This is a genomic window from Microbacterium ulmi (genome assembly GCF_011759705.1).
GTDB lineage: Bacteria > Actinomycetota > Actinomycetes > Actinomycetales > Microbacteriaceae > Microbacterium > Microbacterium ulmi.
In genome coordinates this window covers 553,597-576,965 of the sequence record NZ_JAAOZF010000001.1, presented here as the reverse complement: position 1 = coordinate 576,965, position 23,369 = coordinate 553,597, and the positions used below count along the sequence as shown (strand labels likewise).

The following is a 23,369-nucleotide window of genomic DNA, read 5'->3' as shown; positions in this document are numbered from 1 at the left end:
TTCCGCACATGACGTCCACCCACCCCGCGCACACCCGCGAGACCTCCACCGAGACGGCGATCACGGCCGCGCTGTCGACGGTCCGGCGCAACATCGCGACCTTCGGCGAGAGCTACCCCGGCGACACGACGACGGGCAGCCGGTACCTGCTCCGCCCCGCAGTGGATGGGTTCGCGCTCGGCGCCAACCGAGGCTGGACGACCAGCTTCTGGGTCGGGCTCCAGTGGCTCGCGTTCGAACTCACGGGCGAGGATGAGTGCCGGGATGCCGCGACCGCCCACGCCGCCGACTTCGCGCGCCGCGTGCGGGCCGGCGAGGACCTCGACACGCACGACCTCGGATTCCTCTACACGCTCGGCTCGGTCGTGCCGTGGCGTCTGCTGGCGGACGACGAGTCGCGGCGGGCCGCGCTGCTCGCGGCCGACCACCTCATGACGCGCTTCCTCGAGCCTGCGGGCGTCATCCAGGCGTGGGGCGACCTCAGCGATCCGCACCAGCGCGGCCGCACGATCATCGACAGCCTCATGAACATGCCGCTGCTGACGTGGGCGTTCGAGCAGACCGGCGACGAGCGGTTCGCCGACGCCGTTCTGCGCCACACGGCCCAGCTGCGCGAGCACATCCTGCGCGAGGACGACTCGACGTTCCACACGTTCTACTGGGATGCCGAAACCGGCGCGCCGCTGCGGGGAGCCACCGAGCAGGGCGCCCACGACGACTCGTGCTGGGCGCGCGGGCAGGCGTGGGGGGTCTACGGCTTCGCGCTCAACCACAGGGCGACGGGCGACCCCGCGCTGCTCGAGGCGTCACGACGCTGCGCGGACTACTTCCTCGCGCACCTTCCCGCCGACGGCGTGCCGTACTGGGACCTCGTCTACGGCGACGAGAGCGACGCGCCGCGTGACAGCTCGGCCGCCGCGATCGCCGTGTGCGGACTGCTCGAGCTCGCGAGTCTCGAGCCCGATCCCATTCGCGCGGCGCGGGCGGATGCCGCGGCTCGCCGCATCCTGGACTCCCTCATCGCGGGATACACGCCCGACCGCCGCGAGGACTCCGACGCGCTGCTCCTGCACGGCGTCTACGACCTGCCGAAGGACAACGGCGTCGACGAGGGGACGCTGTGGGGCGACTACTTCTACCTCGAGGCTCTCGTGCGTGTCACGCGACCCGACTGGCGGCCGTACTGGTGGCCCGAGGGCGGGAGCGCAGCGTGAGGCTCGTGACGTACGCGACCCCCGACGGTCCGCGCTCGGGCGCGGTGGTCGACGGGGGTCGGCTTCTCGATCTCGGCGCCGGACCGCTCGACGGGGTGCTCGCGGACGCCGCTGCCCTCGCCCGCGCGCGGGATGCCGTCGCGGCGGCGGATGCTGCATCCCTCCCGCCGCTCGACGCGGCGACGCTCCTGGCCCCCGTGCGGCCGGGCAAGATCCTGTGCCTCGGCTACAACTACCGCGGGCACGTCCCCGACGGGGTGGACCCGACCGCCGGCGACCCGGAGTGGCCCGACGTGTTCGTCAAGACGCCGAACACGCTCGCGGGCCCGAACGAACCCGTCGTCATCCCTCCCGGCGCGACCGACGTCGACTACGAGGGCGAGGTCGCTGTCGTCATCGGACGGTGCGCGCAGCGCATCGCGATCGAGGACGCCCTCGACCATGTCGCGGGGTACACGATCCTCAACGACGTGTCCGACCGCGCGTGGCAGCGCCGGCAGAGCCAGTGGGCGCTCGGCAAGTGCTCCGACGGGTTCGCACCCCTCGGCCCGTGGATCGTGACGACGGACGACATCCCCGACCCGCAGGACCTCCTCGTGGAGGTCGTCCGCGACGGCGTCGTCACGGTGTCGCAGTCGACGTCGACGTCGATCTTCAGCGTCGCCTACGTCATCCACCATCTGAGCCAGGTCCTGACCCTCGAACCCGGCGATGTCGTCTCGACCGGGACGCCGCAGAAGCTCTCCGCTGCGCAGGCCGTGCACCGGCCGCTCGGCGCGGGCGACGCCGTCACGGTGCGGATCTCCGGCATCGGCGAGCTCACGACCCGCTTCGTCGCGGCCCCGCTGGATGCGGCGCCGACGTCCGCGAACCAGGAGGCGCACGCGTGATCCTCGACTCGTTCCGCCTCGACGGCCGCGTCGCTCTCGTGACGGGTTCGAGCCGGGGGCTGGGCCAGGGCGCCGCCGTCGCGCTCGCGGAGGCGGGCGCCGACGTCGCGCTGCTCGACCGCGGCGACGCATCGGAGACCGCCGACCGCATCCGCGCACTCGGGCGCCGCGTGCATCTCGTGCAGCGCGACCTGCTCGCCGCGACGCCGGACGATCTCGAGTCCGCCGTGACCGAGGTCGCCGAAGCGCTCGGCGGGCTCGACATCCTCGTCAACAACGCCGGCACGATCCGGCGCGCACCCGCGGCCGAGTACAGCGCGTCGGACTGGCGCGACGTCCTGGCCGTCAACCTCGACGCCGTCTTCCACCTGTCGCAGGCGGCGGGCCGGCGCATGCTCGAGCAGGGCCGGGGTCGGATCATCAACGTCGCCTCGATGCTGTCGTTCCAAGGCGGCATTCTCGTTCCGGCATATACGGCCTCGAAGCACGCCGTCGCGGGCCTCACGAAGGCTCTTGCGAACGAGTGGGCCGCGTCCGGCGTCACGGTCAACGCGATCGCCCCCGGGTACATGGCGACCGACAACACCGCCGCGCTGCGCGCCGACGTCGAGCGGGAGAAGTCGATCGCCGCCCGCATCCCCGCCGGCCGCTGGGGTACGCCCGGCGACCTGCAGGGCGCCTTCGTCTTCCTCGCCTCGGATGCCGCCGCCTATGTCACGGGGGCCGTCATCCCCGTCGACGGCGGCTGGCTCGTCCGCTGACTCATCCCCGAACCTAGGAGCACACGCATGGAGCAGCGCTACGCGACCAACCCCGCCCAGATCCCGGGGATGACGACGACACAGCTGCGCGAGCAGTATCTCGTCCCCGACCTCTTCGTGGCGGGCGAGATCACGGTCGTCTACACGCATCACGACCGCATCGTGCTCGGCGGCGCCGTCCCCGCCGGCACCGATCTCGTGCTGCCGGGCTATCCCGAGATCCGCAGCGACTTCTTCCTCGAGCACCGCGAGCTCGGCATCGTCAACGTCGGCGGCACGGGCACCGTGACGGCCGACGGCGAGGTCTACGAGCTCGTGAAGGGCGCCTGCCTGTACCTCGGTCGCGGCATCCGCGATGTCGTGTTCGCCGACGGGTCGGCGAACGTCGAGCCCAGCCGGGATGCCGACGGCGAGACCGGCGCGCAGTTCTACCTCTTCTCGGCGCCCGCCCACACGTCGTACCCGGCCGCGCTCGTGTCGCCCGGCGAGGGCACGGTGCGTGAGCTCGGCGACCAGCTCACGTCGAACCGCCGCACGCTCAACCAGTACATCCACGAGAACGGTGTGACGTCGTGCCAGATCGTGATGGGGGTCACACAGCTGCACCCGGGCTCGATGTGGAACACGATGCCGGCGCACACGCACGATCGCCGCACCGAGTGCTACCTGTACTTCGACCTCCCCGAGGACGCGCGCGTCATCCACCTCCTCGGCGAGCGCCAGGAGACACGCCACCTCGTCGTCGCAGACCGCCAGGCCGTCATCTCGCCGAGCTGGTCGCTGCACTCGGGGGTCGGCACGGCGGCGTACACGTTCGTGTGGGCCATGGCGGGCGAGAACCAGGCATTCGACGACATGGATCCGGCACCCGTCACCGACCTCGCGTAGACGTCGTGTGAACCCTTCGTCCGCTCGCGGACACGGACAAGCAGCTCACCGGGATCCGGTTCGCCGCCCGACACGCCTCGCACGGCTCACAGACTTCGGAGAATGCGACGGACCCCGGACGATCCCGTCGCGATCCTGCGGAGTTCTAGTTCGGCTCACAGACTTCGGAGAATGCGACGGACTCGCGCGATCCCGTCGCGATCCTGCGGAGTTCTAGTTCGGCTCACAGACCTCGGAGAATGCGACGGACTCCGGACGATCCTGTCGCAATCCTGCGGAGTTCCTCGCACGGCTCACAGACTTCGGAGAATGCGACGGACCCCGGACGATCCCGTCGCGATCCTGCGGAGTTCCTCGCACGGCTCACAGACTTCGGAGAATGCGACGGACCCCGGACGATCCCGTCGCGATCCTGCGGAGTTCCTCGCACGGCTCACAGACTTCGGAGAGTGCGACGGACTCCGGACGATCCCGTCGCGATCCTGCGGAGTCCGCGGCATCCTCCGAAGTCTGGCAGGGATGCGGCGGGGCTACCCCGCGACGAGCGCGGCCCACAGCTCGGCGCGGGCCGCGAACGATGCCAGGTCGGTCTCGAGCAGGCGCTCGGCCTGGCCGATGCGCGCCCGGACGGTGTGGCGGTGCACGCCGAGAGCGGTCGCGGCCGCATCGATGCGGGCGTCGTTGTCGAGCCACGCGCGCACCGTCTCGACGAGCGCCGTCCCGGCTCGCTCGTCGCTCTCCCGCAGCGGCGCGAGTCGCGCCCGGGCGAGAGCGCGCGCGGCATCCGTGTCGAGGGCCGACAGGACTCCGGATGCCGCGACCTCCCCGAACCGCAGGACACCGGCCGTCGCACGCCGGAGCGCCGTCGCGGCCTGACCGTGCGCCGCGGAGAAGCCCGTGTACGCGGTCGGCTCCGACGCCCCCAGTCGTATCCCGAACCGGGAGGCGAACTCATCGAGGGCCGACGTGTCTGCGGCGCCCACGACGAGGACGAGCCCCTCGTCGCCCCTGCCGTAGAACACGGCGCCGCGCGTGTCGGTCGCGCGCAGCTCGAGCCATTCGGAGGCCGCGTCGGAGCGGGCGGGTGCGGCATCCGTCACGGCGACGACGACGGGCGCCTGCGGGAGCCCGCCCCAGAGGTCGCGCGCAATGCGCCGCGCGAGGGACGGGTCGTCGCTCAGGAGCGACGGCACGAGCCCCGCGCGGAGCAGGCCGCGCGCGCGAGACAGGCCCTCGTTCTGCTCCAGGGCGAGGCCCGCCATCGCGATGACGGCCGTGAGGACGCCGCGGCCCTCCTGGTCGAGATCGCCCGCCGCGATCGCGATGACGCCGCGGAGGTGACCGCCGCGGCCGAGGGTCTGCAGCGTGAACGGCGTGCCGCCGACGTGGAGGGCCGAGCCGGCGCGCGCGCCGCGGCGCAGGACCGCGCCGACGTCGTCGGCGAGAGCGGCGAGCACGTCCGCGTCGAGCGCGCCGGCGGGATGCTCCCGCGCGAGCGCGCCCGACGCGTCGAAGAGCCCGACCCACGTCTCGAACTGCCGTGCGAGCTCGGCGAGGGTCGCGCCGAGCCCGTCGGGGCGGAGAGCTGCGAGCGAGATCGCGCGCTGTGCCGCGAGCGACCAGCTCCGCCGCGCGTACGCCTGCCCCGCGATGGCCTCGGCGTTCGCGCGTGCGACCGCGATGAACGGCGTCCGGTACGGCACCTCGAACAGCGGCATCCGCTCCGCACGGCACGCGTCTGCCAGTGCGGGCGGGATCCCGTCTCGGACGACCTCCGTGCCGAAGCCGAGCCCGAGAACGCCGCGAGCGGCGAGTCGTCGCACGTAGTCGGCGTACGGCACGGCGTCCTCGCCCGCCTCGCGGAACTGCGTCCCGGTCGTCAGGAGCGCGAGTCCCTCGGACAGGAACGGGGTCGGATCGGCGAGATCGCTCGAGTGGATCCACCGGATCGGCCGGTCGAGCGCGTCGGGCTCGAGGTCGGCCTCGTCGCCTTCGAGCCGCAGCCGCAGATCATGGCGGCGCAGGAGCGAACGGAGCGTCGGCGCGTCGGGCGCGGCATCCATGTCATCACCTCGGTGTACGCGGCGTACACGGCCGCCTTGAGAATGTACATCAGGGCAGGTGTCGATGCGGCATCCCGCCCCATACGCTCGCCGGCATGAGCGCGACCGGCACCCTCACGACCCCCCTCGGCGGACCCTCCCTCCCGCAGGAGCGCAGACTCGTCACGAGCATCCCGGGCCCGCGGTCGCGAGCGCTCCTCGAGCGCAAGGCCGCCGCCGTCGCCGCGGGAGTCGGCCACACAGCGCCGATCGAGGCGGTCGCGGCCGGCGGGGGAGTCGTCGTCGACGCCGACGGGAACTCGCTCATCGACCTCGGATCGGGGATCGCCGTCACGACGATCGGCAATGCGCATCCCAAGATCGTCGAGGCCGTGCAGGCCCAGGTGGCGCAGTTCACCCACACGTGCTTCATGATCTCGCCGTACGAGTCGTACGTCGCCGTCGCGGAGGCGCTCAACCGGATCACGCCGGGCGAGTTCGCCAAGAAGAGCGCACTGTTCAACTCGGGCGCCGAGGCCGTCGAGAACGCCGTCAAGATCGCCCGCAAGTTCACGGGGAAGCAGGCCGTCGTCGCCTTCGACCACGGATACCACGGCCGCACGAACCTCACGATGGCGCTCACCGCGAAGGCCATGCCGTACAAGAGCGGCTTCGGGCCGTTCGCCTCCGAGATCTACCGCGCCCCGCTCTCGTACCCCTTCCGCGACGGCCTCAGCGGGGCGGATGCCGCGGCCCGCGCGATCGCCGTCATGGAGAAGCAGATCGGCGTCGACGGCCTCGCCGCCGTCGTCATCGAGCCGATCCAGGGCGAGGGCGGCTTCATCGTCCCGGCGGACGGGTTCCTGAACGCGCTCGTCGACTGGTGCCGCGCCAACGGCGTCGTCTTCATCGCCGACGAGATCCAGACCGGCTTCGCCCGCACGGGCGCGATGTTCGCGAGCGAGGTCTTCGGCATCGTGCCCGACCTCATCACGACGGCCAAGGGCATCGCCGGAGGCCTGCCCCTCGCGGCCGTGACGGGGCGCGCCGAGATCATGGACGCCTCGCACGCCGGCGGTCTCGGCGGCACGTACGGCGGCAACCCCGTCGCGTGCGCCGCAGCGCTCGTCGCGATCGAGGCCTTCGAGGAGGAGGGGCTCGCGCAGCGCGCGACCGGGATCGGAGACATCCTGACGCGGCGCCTCACCGCGCTGAAGGCCGCCGACCCTCGCATCGGAGACGTGCGCGGGCGCGGCGCGATGATCGCCGCCGAGTTCGTCGATCCCGCGACCGGCGCACCGGATGCCGCGCTCACGAGCGCCGTCGCGAAGTCCTGCATCGCGGACGGCGTCATCGTCCTGACATGCGGCACGTACGGCAACGTCATCCGGTTCCTCCCGCCCCTCTCGATCCCCGACGACCTGCTCGAGGAAGGCCTCGACGTCGTCGCGGCGGCCCTCGCCGCGCACTGACACGTCTTCGGCGGACCCGGACCGGGGGACCGGGCCCGCCGACTCGTCTCCGCACTCCCCGAACCCGAAGCAGATCCGCACTCCCCGAACCCGAAGCAGATCCGCACTCCCCGAACCCGAAGCAAAGGAGCATCGCATGACCGAGCTGACGCGAGACGTCGTGATCGTGGGGGCGGGGCCTGCAGGCCTGACCGCCGCGAACGAGCTGAAGAAGGCGGGGCTCTCGGTCGCGGTGCTCGAGGCGCGCGACCGCGTCGGCGGGCGCCTGTGGACCGACACGATCGAGGGCGCGATGCTCGAGATCGGGGGCCAGTGGGTCTCGCCCGACCAGGACGCCCTCCAGGAGACGATCGCCGAGCTGGGGCTCGAGACTTACGACCGGTACCGCGAGGGCGACTCGGTGTACATCGGGCCGGACGGCGTCGCCACGCGGTTCACGGGAGAGCAGTTCCCCGTCGCGCCCGAGACCGAGCGCGTCATCGCCGAGGTCACCGCGCGACTCGACGCGATGGTCGCCGAGATCGATCCCGACCGTCCGTGGGAGCACGAGAACGCCGCGGAGTGGGACACGATCTCGTGGGAGGCGTGGCTCCGAGGGCAGACGGACGACGACGAGGCCGTGCGCAACCTCGCCTTCCCGACCGGCTCGGCGATGCTCACCAAGCCCGCGCACGCCTTCTCGCTCCTGCAGTCGCTGCTGATGGCGGCGTCGGCGGGAAGCTACTCGAACCTCGTCGACGCCGACTTCATCCTCGACAAGCGCGTCGTCGGCGGCCTGCAGCAGGTGCCGCTCCTGCTCGCCGAGCGGCTGGGCGACGACGTCCTGCTCGGCCGGCCCGTCCGCACGCTCGCGTGGGGCGACGATGGCGTGACGGCGACGACGGATGCCGCGACCGTCCGCGCGCGATACGCGCTGCTCGCGCACGCGCCGATCCTGTATAGCCGCATCCAGTTCGTGCCCGCGCTGCCGAGGCGTCAGCACCAGCTGCACCAGCATCTCTCGATGGGCTTCGTCATCAAGGTGCACGCCGTCTACGACCGCCCGTTCTGGCGCGAGCAGGGCCTGTCCGGCACGGCGTTCAGCCCGTACGAGCTGTCGCACGAGGCGTACGACAACACGAACCACGGCGACGAGCGCGGAACGCTCGTGGGCTTCGTCTCGGACCGCAACGCCGACGACGTCTTCCGGCTGTCGGCCCACGAGCGCAAGGCCCGCATCCTCGACTCGCTGTCGCACTACTACGGCCCCGAGGCGAGGAACCCGATCGTCTACTACGAGAGCGACTGGGGGAGCGAGGAGTGGACGCGCGGCGCGTACGCGGCGAGCTTCGACCTCGGCGGTCTGGCCCGCTACGGCGCCGACCTGCGCACGCCCGTCGGCCCCATCCACTTCGCGTGCAGCGACATGGCGGGCGCGGGCTACCAGCACGTCGACGGCGCCATCCGCATGGGCCGCTTCGCCGCGGCGAACATCATCGGGCAGGCCCGCGCATGAGCGCCCCCATCGTCGTGGGCTACACGGCGACGGATGCGGGGGAGGACGCCGTCGCGCTCGGTGCACGCATCGCCCTCGCGACGGGTGCGCCGCTCGTGCTCGTGCTCGTGCTCCCCTCCGACGACCGCTCCGTCATCACGCCGCCCGCCGCCGGATACGACGCCCACGTGCGTGCTCAGGCGGAGGAATGGCTGACGGATGCCGCTGCCCGGGTCGCGGCATCCGTCGCCGTGTCGACCTCGGTGCGCACGGCAGAGTCCTTCGCCGCGGGCCTCGTCGAGGTCGCCGACGAACGCGGTGCGAGCCACATCGTCGTGGGCGCCGCCAACGGCGGCATCCGCGGACGTCACCGCCTCGGCACGGTCGCGACAGAGCTCCTGCACTCGTCGGACGTGCCCGTCGCGCTGGCGCCGGAGGGCTCGCGCCGGGTCGACGCGGCCATCGGGGTGACTCGCGTCACGGCCGCCGTCGGAACCCGCCCGGGCACGCAGGCGCTGCTCGACGAGGCCACGGCTCTCGCCGCCGCCGCGAAGGCCGAGCTGCGGCTCGTGTCGCTCGTGACGGTCGACCTCCCGCCCGGCGTCGACACGGGCGTCATCCGCCTGGCGGGTGCCGCGCACGCCGAGGACGTTCTCGCGAGAGCCCGCGCGGGACTCCCCGCAGGCATCGAGGCGGAGGCGCTCACGGCGGACGGCGAGTCGATCGAGGATGCCGTGACCCATCTCAGCTGGGAGCCGGGCGAGCTCGCCCTCGTCGGGTCGAGCCGTCTCGCGCAGCCCCGGCGCCTGTTCCTCGGGTCGACCGCCGCGAAGATGCTCCACGAACTGCCCGTGCCGATGATCGTCGTGCCGCGGACCCGCGCCCAGGAAGGGGCACAGCGATGAGCGCCACGCAGGAACCCACGGCACCCGCCCACCTCACGGGCGATCCGCTCGACGGCGGGCTCTCCAAGAAGGGGCTGAGCGCCGGCACGGTGGGGCTCATCGGCGCCGTCGTCATCGGCATCTCCTGCATCGCCCCGGCCTACACCCTGACGGCGGCGCTCGGCCCGACCGTGTCGGAGGTGGGGTTCCAGGTGCCGGCGATCATCCTCGTCGGCTTCATCCCGATGCTCCTCGTCGCGTTCGGCTACCGCGAGCTCAACAACCGGATGCCCGACTCGGGCACGTCGTTCACGTGGGCCGCGCGGGCGTTCGGCCCGTGGATCGGCTGGATGGCGGGCTGGGGCCTCATCGCGGCGACGATCCTCGTGCTCTCGAACCTCGCAGGGATCGCCGTCGAGTTCCTGTTCCTGCTCCTCGACCAGATGGCGGGAAGCCCCGGGACGATCGCCGAGCTCGCGTTCAACCCGTTCATCAACGTCGCCGTCTGCCTCCTGTTCATGCTCGGAGCGACCTTCGTGTCGTACCGCGACATGCAGACGACGCAGAAGCTGCAGTACTTCCTCGTCGGATTCCAGGTGCTCGTGCTGCTGGTCTTCGCGATCGCGGCCTTCGTGCATGTCGCGGGCGGCAACGCGTTCGACGCGAGCGCCGTCGAGCTGTCGTGGTTCAACCCGTTCGCGGTCGGCGACTTCGGCGCCGTCGTCGCCGGTCTGTCGCTGTCGATCTTCATCTTCTGGGGATGGGACGTCACGCTCACGATGAACGAGGAGACGAAGAACCCCGAGAAGACCCCTGGACGCGCCGCGACGCTGACCGTCATCACGATCGTCGTGCTCTACCTGCTGCTGTCGATCGCGCTGCTCGCGTTCGCAGGCACCGGCGAGGACGGACTCGGCCTCGGAAACCCCGACATCCAGAGCAACGTCTTCTTCTACCTCTCGGGTCCGATCCTCGGCCCGCTCGCATTCCTCGTCTCGCTCGCGGTGCTCACGAGCTCGGCCTCGTCGTTGCAGTCGACCTTCGTCTCGCCCGCGCGAACGCTCCTCGCGATGGGGCATTACGGAGCCCTCCCGCGGAAGTTCGCGGAGGTCAGCCCGCGGTTCTTCACGCCGGGCTACGCGACGATCGTCTCGTCGGTGGTCGCCTCCGCCTTCTACGCCGTCATGCGGTTCATCAGCGAGGACGTCCTGTGGGACACCATCACTGCGCTCGGCATGATGATCTGCTTCTACTACGGCATCACGGCGTTCGCGTGCGTGTGGTACTTCCGAAAGCAGTGGCTCGACTCCACGAGGAACTTCTTCTTCACGCTGCTGTTCCCCCTCGTCGGGGGGATCATCCTCGCCGCGCTGTTCTTCATCACGCTCCGCGACAGCATGGACCCCGACTACGGCAGCGGCTCCAACATCGCGGGCGTCGGGCTCGTGTTCATCCTCGGCATCGCCGTCATCGGCCTCGGGATCGTCCTCATGATCTGGCAGTTCATGAGACGCCCCGCGTTCTTCCGCGGCGAGACGCTGACACTGGACGCCCCGCCGAGCGCCCGCCGCGCGCGGCAGACTGTCTGAGACACAGGGAATCGGAGAAGACATATGAGCGACTACGCAGTCGTCAACCCCGCGACGGGGGAGACGCTCGCCACCTACGACACCCTCGCCGACGACGAGCTCGAGGCCAGGATCGCGGAGGCGGACGCCGCGTTCCGCGCCTGGCGGGATGTTCCCGTCCCCGAGCGCGCGGCCCTCATCCGCCGTGTCGCCGAGCTGCACCGCGAGCGTCGCGACCAGCTCGCTGAGACGATCGTTCGGGAGATGGGCAAGCCGCTGGCCGCAGCCCTCGGCGAGGTCGACTTCGCGGCCGACATCACGGAGTTCTACGCCGACAACGCCTCGACCGTCACGGCGGACCAGCCGCTCGACATCCTGGGCGACGGCACGGCCGTCATCCGCCGCTCGCCGCTCGGCGTGCTGCTCGGCATCATGCCGTGGAACTTCCCGTACTACCAGGTCGCCCGCTTCGCGGCGCCGAACCTCGCGGTCGGCAACACGATCCTCTTGAAGCATGCTCCGCAGTGCCCCGAGTCGGCCGCCGCGATCGAGGCGCTGTACCGGGATGCCGGATTCCCCGAGGGCGCCTACGTCAACCTGTACATCACGAACGACCAGGCCGCCGCCGTGATCGCCGACCCCCGAGTGCAGGGCGTGTCGGTGACGGGTTCGGAGCGCGCAGGCGCCGCCGTCGCCGAGGTCGCGGGCCGCAACCTCAAGAAGGTCGCGCTCGAGCTCGGCGGGTCGGACCCCTTCATCCTGCTGTCGACCGACGATCTCGACGCGACGGTGCAGGCCGCCGTCGATGCGCGCCTCGACAACACGGGTCAGTCGTGCAACGCCGCGAAGCGCTTCATCGTCGTGGACGACCTGTACGACGCGTTCGTCGCCAAGTTCACGACCGCGATGGCGAGCGCGAAGGTCGGCGACCCGTTCGCAGAGGACACCGTGCTCGGCCCGCTCTCGTCGGTCGTCGCGGCCGAGCGCCTCGCGGCGCAGGTGGACAAGGCCGTCGCGCAGGGCGCGACCCTTGCGACGGGCGGCGTGCGCGACGGCGCGTATTATCCCGCGACGGTGCTCACCGACGTCACGCCCGAGATGGACGTCTACCGCGAAGAGCTCTTCGGGCCTGTCGGCGTCGTCTACCGCGTCGCGGATGAGGATGCCGCGGTGAAGCTCGCGAACGACACGACCTTCGGGCTCGGCTCGTACGTCTTCACGACGGATGCCGCGCAGGCCGAGCGCGTCGCCGACCGCATCGACGCCGGCATGGTCTACGTCAACCTCGTGCTCGCCGACTCGCCCGAGCTGCCGTTCGGCGGCGTCAAGCGCAGCGGCACGGGGCGCGAGCTGGGGTATCTCGCGGCGGACGAGTTCGTCAACAAGAAGCTCATCCGCTCCGCTCCGTAAGCCTCGTTCGGCTCCGGCCTCCGGGATCGTCTCTCCCGGTCAAGAACGGGGACCCCTGCCCCGATTGACGGGAGAGACGATCCCTCCGGCCTCTCCTGGTGCTCGGCCCCGGGCTCGCTCTTCGGGGGAGGGAGGGGGCATCCCTGCGCCCCTCGCGCTCGGCCTCGTTTCCGGGCTCGCTCTTCGGGGAGGGTCGAAGGTCCCTGTCGAAGTCCGCCCGCGCGCGACAGGATGGAGGCATGGACGAGACGCAGGATGCTGTCGCCGCACTGTCCGATCGAGAGTGCTGGGCGTACCTCGGCAGGCAAGAGCTCGGACGCCTCGTGACGCACGCGGCCGAAGTGCTCGACATCTTCCCCGTCAACTACGTCGTCGACGGCGAATCGATCCTGTTCCGGACGGCCGAGGGCTCGAAGCTGTTCGAGCTGACGGTGCAGGAAGATGTTCTGTTCGAGGTCGACGACCACACCGAGGAGGACGCGTGGAGCGTCGTCGTGCGCGGCCGCGCGCATCGCATCGAGACGTCGGAAGAGGTGCGGCGCGCCGACGCGCTGTCTCTGAAGCCCTGGATTCCGACGCTCAAGTACAACTACGTGCGCATCGAGCCGACGGCCCTCTCCGGGCGGCTCTTCCATCGCGGCCCCGAGCCGGAGCGGTACGGCATCGCCGAGTACTGACCCGCCCGCGTTCGCGGAGCTCCCGGGGATGCCGTAGACTTGGGGATGCAGTTGAAGTCTGCATTCTTTCGCCGTGCCCGGAGCTCGGGCTCGTTCCCTTCGCAACAAGGTCACGGCAGAGGACTGTGGGCATCCCGAGGTCTCCGGGCCTTTAGGGCGGTAGCTCAATTGGCAGAGCAGCGGTCTCCAAAACCGCAGGTTGCAGGTTCGATTCCTGTCCGCCCTGCGCGTCAGTGGAAGCTGACACATGGAAGGTAATCAGGTGGGTTCGATGGTCCAGGACGAGCCGAAGGGCGAGGTCGTCGCACGCAGCGACGCACCCCGCGAGAAGAAGCCGAACTTCTTCGCGCGCATCGCTCTGTTCATCCGTCAGGTCTTCGCCGAGCTCCGCAAGGTCGTCACCCCGACGCGCCAGGAGCTCCTGAAGTTCACCGGCGTCGTGCTCGGGTTCGTCGTCGTCATGATGGCGATCGTCTACGGCCTCGACGTGCTTTTCGTCTGGGTGACGCAGAACGTCTTCGGAATCCCGTCCTGACGCCCTGACCGCACAAGGATCCGGCGAGCCTGCGCGCAGGCATCCGGCATCCGCAACGGAAGAGAACGAAGTGTCAGAAAGATATGTCGACGACGCCGACTGGGCGACCGCCGCAGAGCAGTCCTCCGAGGACGACGAAGCCCAGGAGGGCAACATCCTCGAAGCGGAGGAGCGCTCTGTCGAGGCGGCGGAGCACGTCGCGCTGCATGTCGTCGACGAACCGGACGACGAGAACCTTTCCGAACTGGACGACATCGACATCGACGACCCGGAGGCGGACGCGATCGTGAACGACGCTCTCAACATCGACGAGGCGGCAGAGGCCGAGGCCGCCGCCGAGGCTCTCAACGAGTCGCTGGCCGACGAAGAGGCCGAGCGCGTGGCCTCGCACGCCGACGACGTGGCTCCTTACGACGGCCCCGACGTGAACGGCGACGAGGACCGGCCGGTCCTCGAGGAGGACTTCGTCGAAGACCTCCAGGCCGCCGCGGCCGACATCGCCGAGGCCGAGGCCGACGAGGAGTCGGGCGTCGCACGCGACGACGAGTCCGACGAGGACGAAGAGGAAGACCCCTACGAGTCGTTCCGCACCGAGCTGCGCGCGCTCCCCGGCAAGTGGTACGTCATCCACTCGTACGCGGGCTTCGAGCGCAAGGTGAAGGCCAACATCGAGCAGCGCAAGTCGACGCTCGAGGTCGAAGACGAGATCTACCAGATCGAGGTCCCCATGGAGGACGTCGTCGAGATCAAGAACGGCCAGCGCAAGATGGTCACGCGCGTCCGGATCCCCGGCTACGTGCTCGTGCGCATGGACCTCAACGAGGACACGTGGTCGGTCGTGCGTCACACGCCCGGCGTCACGGGCTTCGTCGGCAACGCGCACAACCCCACGCCCCTGCGTTTCGAAGAGGCGTTCAACATGCTCAAGAGCCTCGTCGAGGTCAAGGAGACGGCCCCAGCCAAGGGCGCCGCCAAGCGAGGCCCCGTCGCGACCCGCGCGATCCCCGCCGAGGTCGACTTCGAGGTCGGCGAGACGATCACGATCAAGGAAGGCTCGTTCGCGGGCCTCCCGGGCACGATCAGCGAGATCAAGCCCGAGAGCGGCAAGCTCACGGTCCTCGTCTCGCTCTTCGAGCGCGAGACGCCGGTCGAGCTCAGCTTCGACCAGGTGACGAAGCTCTAGCGCAACCCCACAGACACCGCGCTCCGGAACGGCCGGACCCGCGGGAGAACAGGATGCCGCGGCATCCGTTCGCACGAAAGGAAGACACAATGGCACCCAAGAAGAAGGTGACCGGCCTGATCAAGCTCCAGATCAAGGCCGGCGCCGCCAACCCGGCGCCGCCGATCGGGCCCGCGCTCGGTCAGCACGGCGTCAACATCATGGAGTTCTGCAAGGCGTACAACGCCGCGACGGAGTCGCAGCGCGGCAACGTCATCCCCGTGGAGATCACCGTCTACGAGGACCGCAGCTTCACGTTCATCCTGAAGACGCCGCCGGCTGCTGAGCTCATCAAGAAGGCCGCAGGCGTCGCGAAGGGCTCGAAGACCCCGCACACCGTCAAGGTCGCCAAGCTGACCAAGGCCCAGGTGCGCGAGATCGCCGAGACGAAGCAGCCCGACCTGAACGCGAACGACATCGAGGCAGCCTCGAAGATCATCGCCGGCACCGCCCGTTCCATGGGCATCACGGTCGAGGACTGAGGGGAGTAGGAAACATGGCTACCAAGTCCAAGGTCTACGCGGCCGCCGCAGCAAAGGTCGACCGCGACAAGTTCTACACTCCCGCCGAGGCTGTCGTCCTCGCGAAGGAGACGGGCTCGAAGAAGTTCGACTCGACCGTCGAGGTCGCGCTCAAGCTCTCGGTCGACCCCCGCAAGGCCGACCAGATGGTGCGCGGCACCGTCATGCTCCCGCACGGCACGGGCAAGACCGCTCGCGTCATCGTGTTCGCGACGGGACCGGCCGCCGAGGCCGCGATCGCCGCGGGTGCGGATGAGGTCGGCGGCGCCGAGCTCATCGAGAAGGTCGCCGCAGGGTGGACCGACTTCGACGCAGCCGTCTCGACGCCCGAGCTCATGGGCCAGGTCGGACGCCTCGGCAAGGTCCTGGGCCCCCGCGGTCTCATGCCGAACCCCAAGACCGGCACCGTGACCCCCAACGCGGCCAAGGCCGTCGAGGAGATCAAGGGCGGCAAGATCGAGTTCCGCGTCGACAAGCACGCCAACGTGCACTTCGTCGTCGGCAAGGCCTCGTTCTCGGCCGAGCAGCTGAACGAGAACCTGAACGCGGCGCTCGAGGAGATCGTGCGCCTCAAGCCGTCGAGCTCGAAGGGCCGCTACATCCAGAAGGGCGCCGTGTCGACCACGTTCGGCCCCGGCATCCCGCTGGATGTCAACGTCCTCTGAGCCTCAGCGCTCCGAGCGTCCGCGCTCGCACACGAAGGGCCTCGCCTCACGGCGGGGCCCTTCGTCGTTCCCGGGATCACTCGTCAGCGATGGCGCGCGGACCCCTCACGAGTGCCAGCCGTGGATCTCCTCGAGCTGCCTCCTGCTGCTGACCAGATGGGATCGCACCGTCGCCGCTGCGAGCGTCGGGTCGGCCGCGCGCACCGAGTCGAGGATCAGCGCATGCGACTCGGTGAGCCACTGCGACGGCAGCTGCGCCCGCTCGAGATCGACGAGGCACAGCTGGAGCTCGCCGAGGAGGTCCGAGAACGCGTCGCTGAGCCGTCTGGACCCGGTCGCCTGCACGAGCGAGCGATGGAAGTCGAGGTCGAGCCCGATGACGACGCCCCATTCGGTGCTGGGCGCCTCGGCGAGCCGGGAGAACGCGCTCTCGACGTCGGGCGCGACGACACCCTCAGAGGCGAGCTGAGTGATCGCCTCGACCTCGATCGCGGAGCGGAGCCGGAAGATGTCGGCGATCTCGTCCTGGGTCATCTCGGGCACGAACACCCCCCGGTTCGGACGGTGCGTCAGAAGCCCCTGCTGTGAGAGCAGATGCAGAGCGGCTCGAACCGAGTGCCGCGCGACCCGGTAGCGCTCGGCGAGCTGGATCTCCCTGAGCTGGTCGCCGGCCCGGAACTCTCCGCCCAGGATGCTCAGCCGCAGCTCCGCGGCGAGCGCGGAGACGGTGGACACCGGTGTGATGGCGGTCCGTCGCCGCACCGCGATGTCTCCTGAACTCGGATGGCTCGAACCGTCGACGACTCTTGACACGCATTCATGATAGGTGCTGATATGGCGTTGATCAATTGTTCGACAATCCAACATCGAGTCGTGAACATGGATGTTCGACTCGACATCCACGATTCGCTTCTCCCGTGGAATGTCCCCTCAAGAAGTGGAACTCCCAGCATGCGAAGCAACCTGACCCTCCGTGGGACGTATCCCGCTCCCTCCGTCCCGTTCACGGACGACTACTCGATCGACGAAGCCGAGTTCGCCGGTCTGCTCACCGGCATCGCCGCCGTCGACGGAGTGGAAGGCGTCGTCGTGAACGGCCATGCGGGGGAGCTCACGACCCTGACGGCGCGCGAGCGCGCCCGTGTCATCACGATCGCTCGCGAGATCCTTCCGGCAGGGAAGATCGTGATCTCCGGTGTGGAGGACTTCTCCATCGCGGGCTCGATCGACAAGCTGAACGCCGCGAAGGATGCCGGCGCCGATGCGGCGCTCGTGCTGCCGACGTTCGACTACCTGCCGCGCCGCGCGCTCACGCAGTCGCCCGAGGCACCTCTGCGGTACTTCGATGCGATCGCGGCAGGCACCGACCTCCCGTTCGTCATCTTCGAGTACCCGAAGTCGACGGGCATCTCGTACACGACCGAGACCCTGCTGCGGCTCACGGAGATCGACAACGTCGTCGCCATCAAGGACACCGTGAGCGACGACCAGGACTACCAGGAGCATCTCGAGGTCGTGCGCCCCCGCGTGCCCCTTCTCACGGCGATCGACTCCCCCGGACTGCTCGGGCTCATGCTTCTCGGGTCGGACGGCATCATCCTGGGCGCGAGTCAGCTGGCACCCGCCTCCTGGGCCGAGTATGTCGGCGACGTCCTCAGCGGCCGTGTCGAGGACGCGATCGACGTCTTCACGACTCGCCTCCTGCCGATCCTGACCCACATCTACTCGAGCCGCTTCGCGACGCCGGCGAGCGCGAACTCTCGGATCAAGGAGGCCCTCGTGCAGACCGGGGTCATCTCCAGCTCGCGTGTGCGCCCGCCCGAGCTCGATGTCACCGACGTCGACCGGGCGGCCATCAGGACCGGCCTCGAGCGTGCGGGGCTGGTCCCCGCGGTGGTTTCATGAGCAGCACCCCCGAGATCGCGCCCTACACGGCGCGACAGCGCGCCATGATCATGCTGTTCTCCTGTCTGGGCACGGTGCTCGACGGGGCGGACTTCGCGATCTTCCTCATCTTCCTCGCCCCCATCGCGGCCTACTTCGAGACGACGCTCGTGAACGTCGCGATCATCCAGGCGATCAGCTACCTGGCGGGGATCGTCGGAGGCATCGTGTTCGGCATGGTCTCCGACCGGAAGGGACGCCGTCTCGGGCTCATCCTCACGGTCGGGCTGTTCAGCCTCGCGACGCTCGCGAGCGCTTTCGCTCCCTCGTTCGGGGTGCTGCTCGTGCTGCGCGTCGTCGCGGGGATCGGCATCGGCGGCGAGTCCGGCATCGCCTTCTCGTATCTCATGGAGTCCTCTCCCGGCCGTTCGGCGCGGCGCGGCGGGGCGAGCGGGATCCTGCAGGCGATGTTCATCGTCGGCAGCATCCTGTCCACGTTCACCTACGTCCAGACCTCCGCGGCCTTCGGAACGGAGGCCTGGCGTGCGGCCTTCGTCATCCTGGGAGTCCTCGGGCTCCTCGCGCTCGTCCTGCGCCTGTTCACTCCCGAGTCGCGCGTCTGGCAGGCGCGGCATGCAGAGTCCGCGAGCGGATCGACGACCGGCAGAGTCCCGTTCCGTGAGGCGATGCGCCCCCTCATGACGACGCGGATGCTGCTGGCCGTCCTCCTGATGACGTTCGCCTTCTTCGGGGCGTACGCGGTGGGCACCTACGGCGCATCGATGCTGCAGACCGTGTTCACGCTCGAGCCGGCGACGGTGGGCCTCGTGGGATACACGACGAGTGCGATCACGCTCGTCGCGTACCTGCTCGGCGGTTATCTCGCCGACCGGCTGGGAAGACGGCGCTCCTTCATCGTGATGGCCTCGATAGGGACGGTGGCGTATCTCGCGTTCGGCTTCCTCAGCCTCGGGGCGGGCAACTCGCTCGGCTCCGCGGTGATCTGGACCTCGCCCGTCATCATCGGCTACCTGTTCATCTACGTCGGGTTCGGCTACTTCGGGGCGCAGGGCGTCTGGCTGTCCGAGCTGTTCCCGACCGCGATCCGCAGCACGGCGCAGAACCTCGCGTACTACGTCGGCCGAGGCATCGGGGCGGGCGTGCTTCCGCTCGTCGCGCTCACGATCGCCACCGGCATCGGCGCGGACGTCCGGCTCGCGATCGCGCTGGGCGTGATCGGGACGATCGGGACGATCGTGTTCGCCGCGCTCCTGCCCGAGACCAAGGGCATCGCGATCGATGAGGTCGGCACGCCGGCGGCACTGCGTGCGTCCGCCGAGTTCTCCGAGTGACGGGCGGGTGAGGCGCAGGAACGGGCACTCGTCGCGGGGACCCGCGCGAAGGCGGTCTCGAGATCGCCGGCGGCACAGCGTGCGTCCGCCGAGGTCTCCGAGTGACGGGCGGGTGAGGCGCAGGAACGGGCACTCGTCGTGGGGACCCGCGGCAAGGCGGTCTCGAGATCGCCGGCGGCACAGCGTGCGTCCGCCGAGGTCTCCGAGTGACCGGCGGGTGAGGCGCAGGAACGGGCACTCGTCGCGGGGACCCGCGGGAAGGCGGTCTCGAGATCGCCGGCGGCTGCGCTCTCACGCCGACGGCCGCACCTCGAATCCGCGCTCGCCCGTGGCAGCGGCATCCGTCACGGTCGCGGCCGTCACACGCGCGCCGGGCGGCCCCTCCGCCATCCACGCGAGCACGTCGTCGATCTGCTCGGGCGTCCCCTCGAACTCCGCCTCGACCGTGCCGTCGCGCCGATTGCGCACCCACCCGGCGACGCCGGCCTCGCCCGCGACCATCCGCATCGTGTACCGGTAGCCGACGCCCTGCACGGCACCCTGGACCACGACGTGCACGCGCCTCATGCTCCCATCTTGCCCGCGAGCGCCCACGGCGGGGAGGATGCCGATATGGGAACAGTCGACGAGTACCTCGCGAGCCTCGGGCCCGAAGATCGAGACGCGGTCGCGCGGGTCTACGACGTCGCGCGCGAGCTCGTGCCCGACGCCGAGCAGGGCAAGGGCTACGGGATGCCGGCGCTCGTGCACCGCGGAAAGCCGCTCCTCTCGGTCATGCGGGCGAAGAAGCACATCGGCATCTATCCCTTCAGCCCCGACGCAGTCTCCGCCGCAGCGGGGATGCTCGAAGGGTTCGACGTCGACAAGGGGACGATCAGGTTCCAGCCGGAGATGCCGATCCCGGATGCCGCGCTGCGCGCCCTGATCGAGTTCCGGAAAGCGCAGATCGAGGGCTGAGCCCCGCCTTTCCGCCGCCTGCACGTGCGACCCCGCCCGGCGTCGGGTATCGCATCACGACGCGTCACGATGCCTCGAGTGTCCCAGACACGCCGCATCACGATGACTCGAGTCCGCGTGTCTTGGACACTCCAGGGAGCACGCGGGTGGGGGCGTGGGGGCAGGGAGCAGGTATGCGCGCGGGGCGCGCCAGGGCCGGTGTGGGCGCGGGGTAGGGACGCGGGAAGGACGCCGGGACCGGGGAGGACGCGGGCGCGGGGAGAGGACGTGAGAAGGACGCCGCGGCGGGGGAGGGTGTGGGTGCGCGGGGAGAGAATACGGGAGGGTGTGGGTGCGGGGAGAGGATACGGGAGGGTGTGGGTGCGGGGAGAGAATACGGGAGGGTGTGCGCGCGGGGGGAGGGTGTGGGCGCGGGCGCAGCGCGGGAGCACGAGCGAGACGCCGAGCGCGATCATGACGACCGCGATGACGGCGTCGAGGATCCGCCATGCGCGGGAGGGTGTGGGCGCGCGGGGAGGGTGTGGGCGCGGGCTCAGCGCGGGAGCACGAGCGAGACGCCGAGCGCGATCATGACGACCGCGATGAGGGCGTCGAGGATCCGCCATGCGCGGGGGAAGGCGCGCGCGGGGAGGGTGTGGGCGTGGGGCTCAGCGCGGGAGCACGAGCGAGACGCCGAGCGCGATCATGACGACCGCGATGACGGCGTCGAGGATCCGCCATGCGCGGGGCGTCGACAGCCAGCGGCCGAGGCCGCGTGCGCCGAGCGCGAGCCCGAAGAACCACACGACGCTTGCGAGAATCGCCCCGCCTGCGAAGAGCCACCGATCGTCGCCGTGCGAGTTCGCGACCGTGCCGAGCAGGAACACGGTGTCGAGGTACACATGGGGGTTGAGGAAGGTCAGCGCGAGGCATGTCAGGATCACGGGCGCGCGCCGGGCGCGAGTCGCGGGACGGGCCGCCCGCACGGCAGGAACCAGTGGCGTTTGAGAACCCGACGCCGGCGGCCCGGCCGCCGGCAGCCCGGCCGTCGGCGGTTCGCACACTCGCGGCTCGAACGTCTGTGTCTCGGAGGCTTGCGGCCCGGATGCCCGGGGCCCGACCGCCTGCGCGTCGCCCGGTCGCTGCTCGAACGCCCGTGTGTCGCGCGGTCGCTCCCGCGACTGGTCGGGAGACGCTGACCGAGCAGCGGCATCCGTCGGTGCCAGCACGGCGCCGCCGGGTCGCCACGCCCTCCGCGCCGCGAGAACGCCGTAGCCGATCAGGAAGGCGGAGCCCGCCCAGCGCACGCCGTCGATGAGCCACGGGACAGCGTGCAGGATCAGCCCGATCCCCGACACGCCCGCCGCGATGAGAAGCGCGTCGGATGCCGCGCAGATGGCGGCGACCACGATGACGTGCTCGCGGCGCAGGCCTTGTCGCAGCACGAAGAGGTTCTGCGCGCCGATCGCGACGATGAGCGAGAATCCGAGCCCGAGACCGGCGAGGGCAGAGGTGAGCACGTCACCACGCTAGGAGTCTTCGCGTGAACAGTACAGCTCATGATTCTTCAGAGGCATTAGCCTGACTTACTATGCGGATATCGTCGGAACTCGCCGAGACGATCGCGGTTGTCCTTGACGAAGGGACGCTGGATGCCGCCGCCCGCCGCCTCCACATCACGCCGTCGGCCGTGAGCCAGCGCATCAAGGCGCTCGAGGAGCAGCTCGGGCGTGTCGTGCTCGTCCGGTCCAAGCCGGTTCGCGCGACGGAGGCAGGTGCCGTCGTCGTCCGGCTCGCGCGCCAGCTCGCGCTCCTTGAGCACGATGCCCTGGGGGAGCTGGGTGTCGGCGCCGAAGGCCCCTTCACCGTCCCGCTCGCCGTCAATGCGGACTCGCTCGCCACCTGGTTCCTCGCGCCGCTCGCGCGGCTGGGGCAGCGGCATCCCGTCGTCTTCGAGCTCCACCGTGACGACCAGGACTTCACCGCCGGGCTCCTCGAGTCCGGCACCGTCATGGGCGCCGTGACATCGCGGGCCACGCCTGTCGCGGGGTGCCGCGTCGTGCCGCTCGGGACGATGCGGTACGAAGCCGTCGCGACCCCGGCCTACCTCGCGAGGTGGCTGCCGCGTGGCGCGACGTCCGACGCACTCGGGGTCGCGCCGCTCGTCGACTTCGACCGGCGGGACGACCTGCAGTCGCAGTGGCTCGCGGCGCGCGACGTCGACGCGGACGCGCCGCCGCGCACCTACGTCCCGGCGTCAAACGACTTCGCGACGGCCATCAAGCTCGGGCTCGGGTGGGGGCTGCTCCCGGCCTTCCAATCTCGCGACGAGCTGGCCGACGGACGGCTCGTGCGTCTCGGGAGTCCGCCGATCGACGTGCCACTGCACTGGCAGCAGTGGAACCTGCGCTCGCCGTTGCTCGACGCGATCGCCGTCGAGGTCGTCGACGAGGGCCGCAGGGTGCTCGACCCGAGCCGCTGATCATTGCTCCCCGCAGTCTCGATGTCGTCGGGGGCACAGCTGGGGATTGTGGCGAGAGTGGTCGCTTGCGGTTCGGGGTGGCGTCCAAGTGCGCCACATTCCCGCCGAGGGATCGGCGCGAGTGGTCACTCACGGGCCTGGTCGCGTCGGGTCCGGGGAAGCGGCCACATGCGAACCCTTCGTGTCGAGGGGAGGTGCGTGGCCTCGAGATGGTGGCGCGAGTGGTCGCTCACAGGCCCTGGATGCGGCCAGGCTCGACACCCTCGTGCTGGAGGACCGGCCGGGGCTTCCCGAGATTGTGGTGCGAGTGGTCGCGTCGGGTCTGGGGATGCGGCCAGGTGCGGCGCTTTCGTGCTGGGCGTCGGGGCAGGGGCTGGAGATGGTGGCGCGAGTGGTCGCTCACGGGCCCAGCATGCGGCCAGGTGCGACACTTTCGTGCTGGGCGTCGGGGCAGGGCTGGAGATTGTGTCGTGAGTGGTCGCGTCGGGTCTG

22 protein-coding genes and 1 tRNA gene are annotated in these 23,369 nt (G+C 70.2%); 19 read left to right on the top strand and 4 right to left on the bottom strand.

Going from position 1 to position 23,369, the window contains the following annotated elements; translation table 11 throughout:
* Window positions 1-8 precede the first annotated feature (8 nt).
* Genes FHS08_RS02735 through kduI form a run of 4 tightly spaced genes read left to right on the top strand, consistent with a single transcriptional unit; the run spans window position 9 to window position 3,753 of the window.
* Window positions 9-1,214 carry a glycoside hydrolase family 88 protein gene (locus tag FHS08_RS02735; protein ID WP_167035244.1) on the top strand — a complete coding sequence of 402 codons (1,206 nt, stop codon included), beginning with the start codon at window positions 9-11 and terminating at the stop codon, window positions 1,212-1,214.
* Window positions 1,211-2,104: a fumarylacetoacetate hydrolase family protein gene (locus FHS08_RS02730; protein WP_167035242.1), complete on the top strand. Its 894-nt coding sequence runs from the start codon at window positions 1,211-1,213 to the stop codon at window positions 2,102-2,104. The genes FHS08_RS02735 and FHS08_RS02730 overlap by 4 nt, the downstream gene beginning before the upstream one ends.
* A complete protein-coding gene (gene kduD / locus FHS08_RS02725; protein ID WP_341800290.1) occupies window positions 2,101-2,865 on the top strand; it encodes a 2-dehydro-3-deoxy-D-gluconate 5-dehydrogenase KduD in 765 nt (254 codons plus the stop codon). The genes FHS08_RS02730 and kduD overlap by 4 nt, the downstream gene beginning before the upstream one ends.
* A 27-nt stretch (window positions 2,866-2,892) precedes the next feature.
* Complete coding sequence (gene kduI / locus FHS08_RS02720) at window positions 2,893-3,753, top strand: 5-dehydro-4-deoxy-D-glucuronate isomerase (protein WP_167035240.1); 861 nt, start codon at window positions 2,893-2,895, stop codon at window positions 3,751-3,753.
* A gap of 530 nt (window positions 3,754-4,283) precedes the next feature.
* Here the strand turns inward: kduI and FHS08_RS02715 are convergent.
* On the bottom strand, window positions 4,284-5,816 hold the full coding sequence (locus FHS08_RS02715) for a PucR family transcriptional regulator (RefSeq protein WP_167035238.1): 1,533 nt from the start codon (window positions 5,814-5,816) through the stop codon (window positions 4,284-4,286).
* Between the two features lie 95 nt (window positions 5,817-5,911).
* Between FHS08_RS02715 and gabT the strand changes: the two genes are divergently transcribed.
* The 11 genes from gabT to rplA all read left to right on the top strand — a co-directional run bounded on the left by gabT (window position 5,912) and on the right by rplA (window position 16,223).
* Window positions 5,912-7,267: a 4-aminobutyrate--2-oxoglutarate transaminase gene (gene gabT, locus FHS08_RS02710; RefSeq protein WP_167035236.1), complete on the top strand. Its 1,356-nt coding sequence runs from the start codon at window positions 5,912-5,914 to the stop codon at window positions 7,265-7,267.
* A gap of 136 nt (window positions 7,268-7,403) precedes the next feature.
* Window positions 7,404-8,762 carry a flavin monoamine oxidase family protein gene (locus FHS08_RS02705; RefSeq protein ID WP_167035234.1) on the top strand — a complete coding sequence of 453 codons (1,359 nt, stop codon included), beginning with the start codon at window positions 7,404-7,406 and terminating at the stop codon, window positions 8,760-8,762.
* Window positions 8,759-9,646 (top strand): universal stress protein, encoded by an 888-nt coding sequence (locus FHS08_RS02700; RefSeq protein ID WP_167035232.1) that lies wholly within the window; start codon window positions 8,759-8,761, stop codon window positions 9,644-9,646. The genes FHS08_RS02705 and FHS08_RS02700 overlap by 4 nt, the downstream gene beginning before the upstream one ends.
* Window positions 9,643-11,214, top strand: a complete 1,572-nt coding sequence (locus FHS08_RS02695; RefSeq protein ID WP_167035230.1) for an APC family permease — start codon at window positions 9,643-9,645, stop codon at window positions 11,212-11,214. Before FHS08_RS02700 ends, FHS08_RS02695 begins: the two co-directional genes overlap by 4 nt.
* A 24-nt stretch (window positions 11,215-11,238) precedes the next feature.
* Window positions 11,239-12,603 carry an NAD-dependent succinate-semialdehyde dehydrogenase gene (locus FHS08_RS02690; protein ID WP_167035228.1) on the top strand — a complete coding sequence of 455 codons (1,365 nt, stop codon included), beginning with the start codon at window positions 11,239-11,241 and terminating at the stop codon, window positions 12,601-12,603.
* A 239-nt stretch (window positions 12,604-12,842) separates the two neighbouring features.
* Window positions 12,843-13,280: a pyridoxamine 5'-phosphate oxidase family protein gene (locus FHS08_RS02685; protein WP_167035226.1), complete on the top strand. Its 438-nt coding sequence runs from the start codon at window positions 12,843-12,845 to the stop codon at window positions 13,278-13,280.
* A 153-nt stretch (window positions 13,281-13,433) separates the two neighbouring features.
* Window positions 13,434-13,506: transfer RNA gene (locus FHS08_RS02680), tRNA-Trp, on the top strand.
* Between the two features lie 45 nt (window positions 13,507-13,551).
* Complete coding sequence (gene secE / locus FHS08_RS02675; protein ID WP_167039535.1) at window positions 13,552-13,815, top strand: preprotein translocase subunit SecE; 264 nt, start codon at window positions 13,552-13,554, stop codon at window positions 13,813-13,815.
* 70 nt (window positions 13,816-13,885) lie between these two features.
* Complete coding sequence (gene nusG, locus FHS08_RS02670; RefSeq protein WP_167035224.1) at window positions 13,886-14,998, top strand: transcription termination/antitermination protein NusG; 1,113 nt, start codon at window positions 13,886-13,888, stop codon at window positions 14,996-14,998.
* Window positions 14,999-15,087: 89 nt separating this feature from the next.
* Entirely contained in the window at window positions 15,088-15,519 is a 432-nt protein-coding gene (gene rplK / locus FHS08_RS02665; protein ID WP_167035222.1) for a 50S ribosomal protein L11, read from the top strand.
* Between the two features lie 14 nt (window positions 15,520-15,533).
* The gene (gene rplA, locus FHS08_RS02660) at window positions 15,534-16,223 is read left to right on the top strand and encodes a 50S ribosomal protein L1 (protein ID WP_167035220.1); all 690 of its coding nucleotides are present in this window, start codon (window positions 15,534-15,536) and stop codon (window positions 16,221-16,223) included.
* A gap of 105 nt (window positions 16,224-16,328) precedes the next feature.
* On the opposite strand, the gene FHS08_RS02655 is transcribed toward rplA, so the two are convergent.
* A complete protein-coding gene (locus FHS08_RS02655) occupies window positions 16,329-17,036 on the bottom strand; it encodes an FCD domain-containing protein (protein ID WP_167035218.1) in 708 nt (235 codons plus the stop codon).
* A 138-nt stretch (window positions 17,037-17,174) separates the two neighbouring features.
* Between FHS08_RS02655 and FHS08_RS02650 the strand changes: the two genes are divergently transcribed.
* Window positions 17,175-18,128, top strand: coding sequence for a dihydrodipicolinate synthase family protein (locus FHS08_RS02650; protein WP_167035216.1), 954 nt, complete (start codon window positions 17,175-17,177; stop codon window positions 18,126-18,128).
* A complete protein-coding gene (locus tag FHS08_RS02645) occupies window positions 18,125-19,459 on the top strand; it encodes an MFS transporter (protein ID WP_167035215.1) in 1,335 nt (444 codons plus the stop codon). Before FHS08_RS02650 ends, FHS08_RS02645 begins: the two co-directional genes overlap by 4 nt.
* Before the next feature lie 291 nt (window positions 19,460-19,750).
* On the opposite strand, the gene FHS08_RS02640 is transcribed toward FHS08_RS02645, so the two are convergent.
* Window positions 19,751-20,026: an acylphosphatase gene (locus tag FHS08_RS02640; protein ID WP_167035213.1), complete on the bottom strand. Its 276-nt coding sequence runs from the start codon at window positions 20,024-20,026 to the stop codon at window positions 19,751-19,753.
* A gap of 45 nt (window positions 20,027-20,071) precedes the next feature.
* Here FHS08_RS02640 and FHS08_RS02635 point away from each other — a divergent pair, with 45 nt between their 5' ends.
* Window positions 20,072-20,416 (top strand): iron chaperone, encoded by a 345-nt coding sequence (locus FHS08_RS02635; protein ID WP_167035211.1) that lies wholly within the window; start codon window positions 20,072-20,074, stop codon window positions 20,414-20,416.
* Window positions 20,417-21,063: 647 nt separating this feature from the next.
* Here the strand turns inward: FHS08_RS02635 and FHS08_RS02625 are convergent.
* On the bottom strand, window positions 21,064-21,915 hold the full coding sequence (locus FHS08_RS02625) for a LysE family transporter (protein WP_167035209.1): 852 nt from the start codon (window positions 21,913-21,915) through the stop codon (window positions 21,064-21,066).
* 71 nt (window positions 21,916-21,986) lie between these two features.
* On the opposite strand from FHS08_RS02625, the gene FHS08_RS02620 reads away from it, so the two are divergent.
* Window positions 21,987-22,877, top strand: a complete 891-nt coding sequence (locus FHS08_RS02620; protein WP_167035208.1) for a LysR family transcriptional regulator ArgP — start codon at window positions 21,987-21,989, stop codon at window positions 22,875-22,877.
* Window positions 22,878-23,369 lie beyond the last annotated feature (492 nt).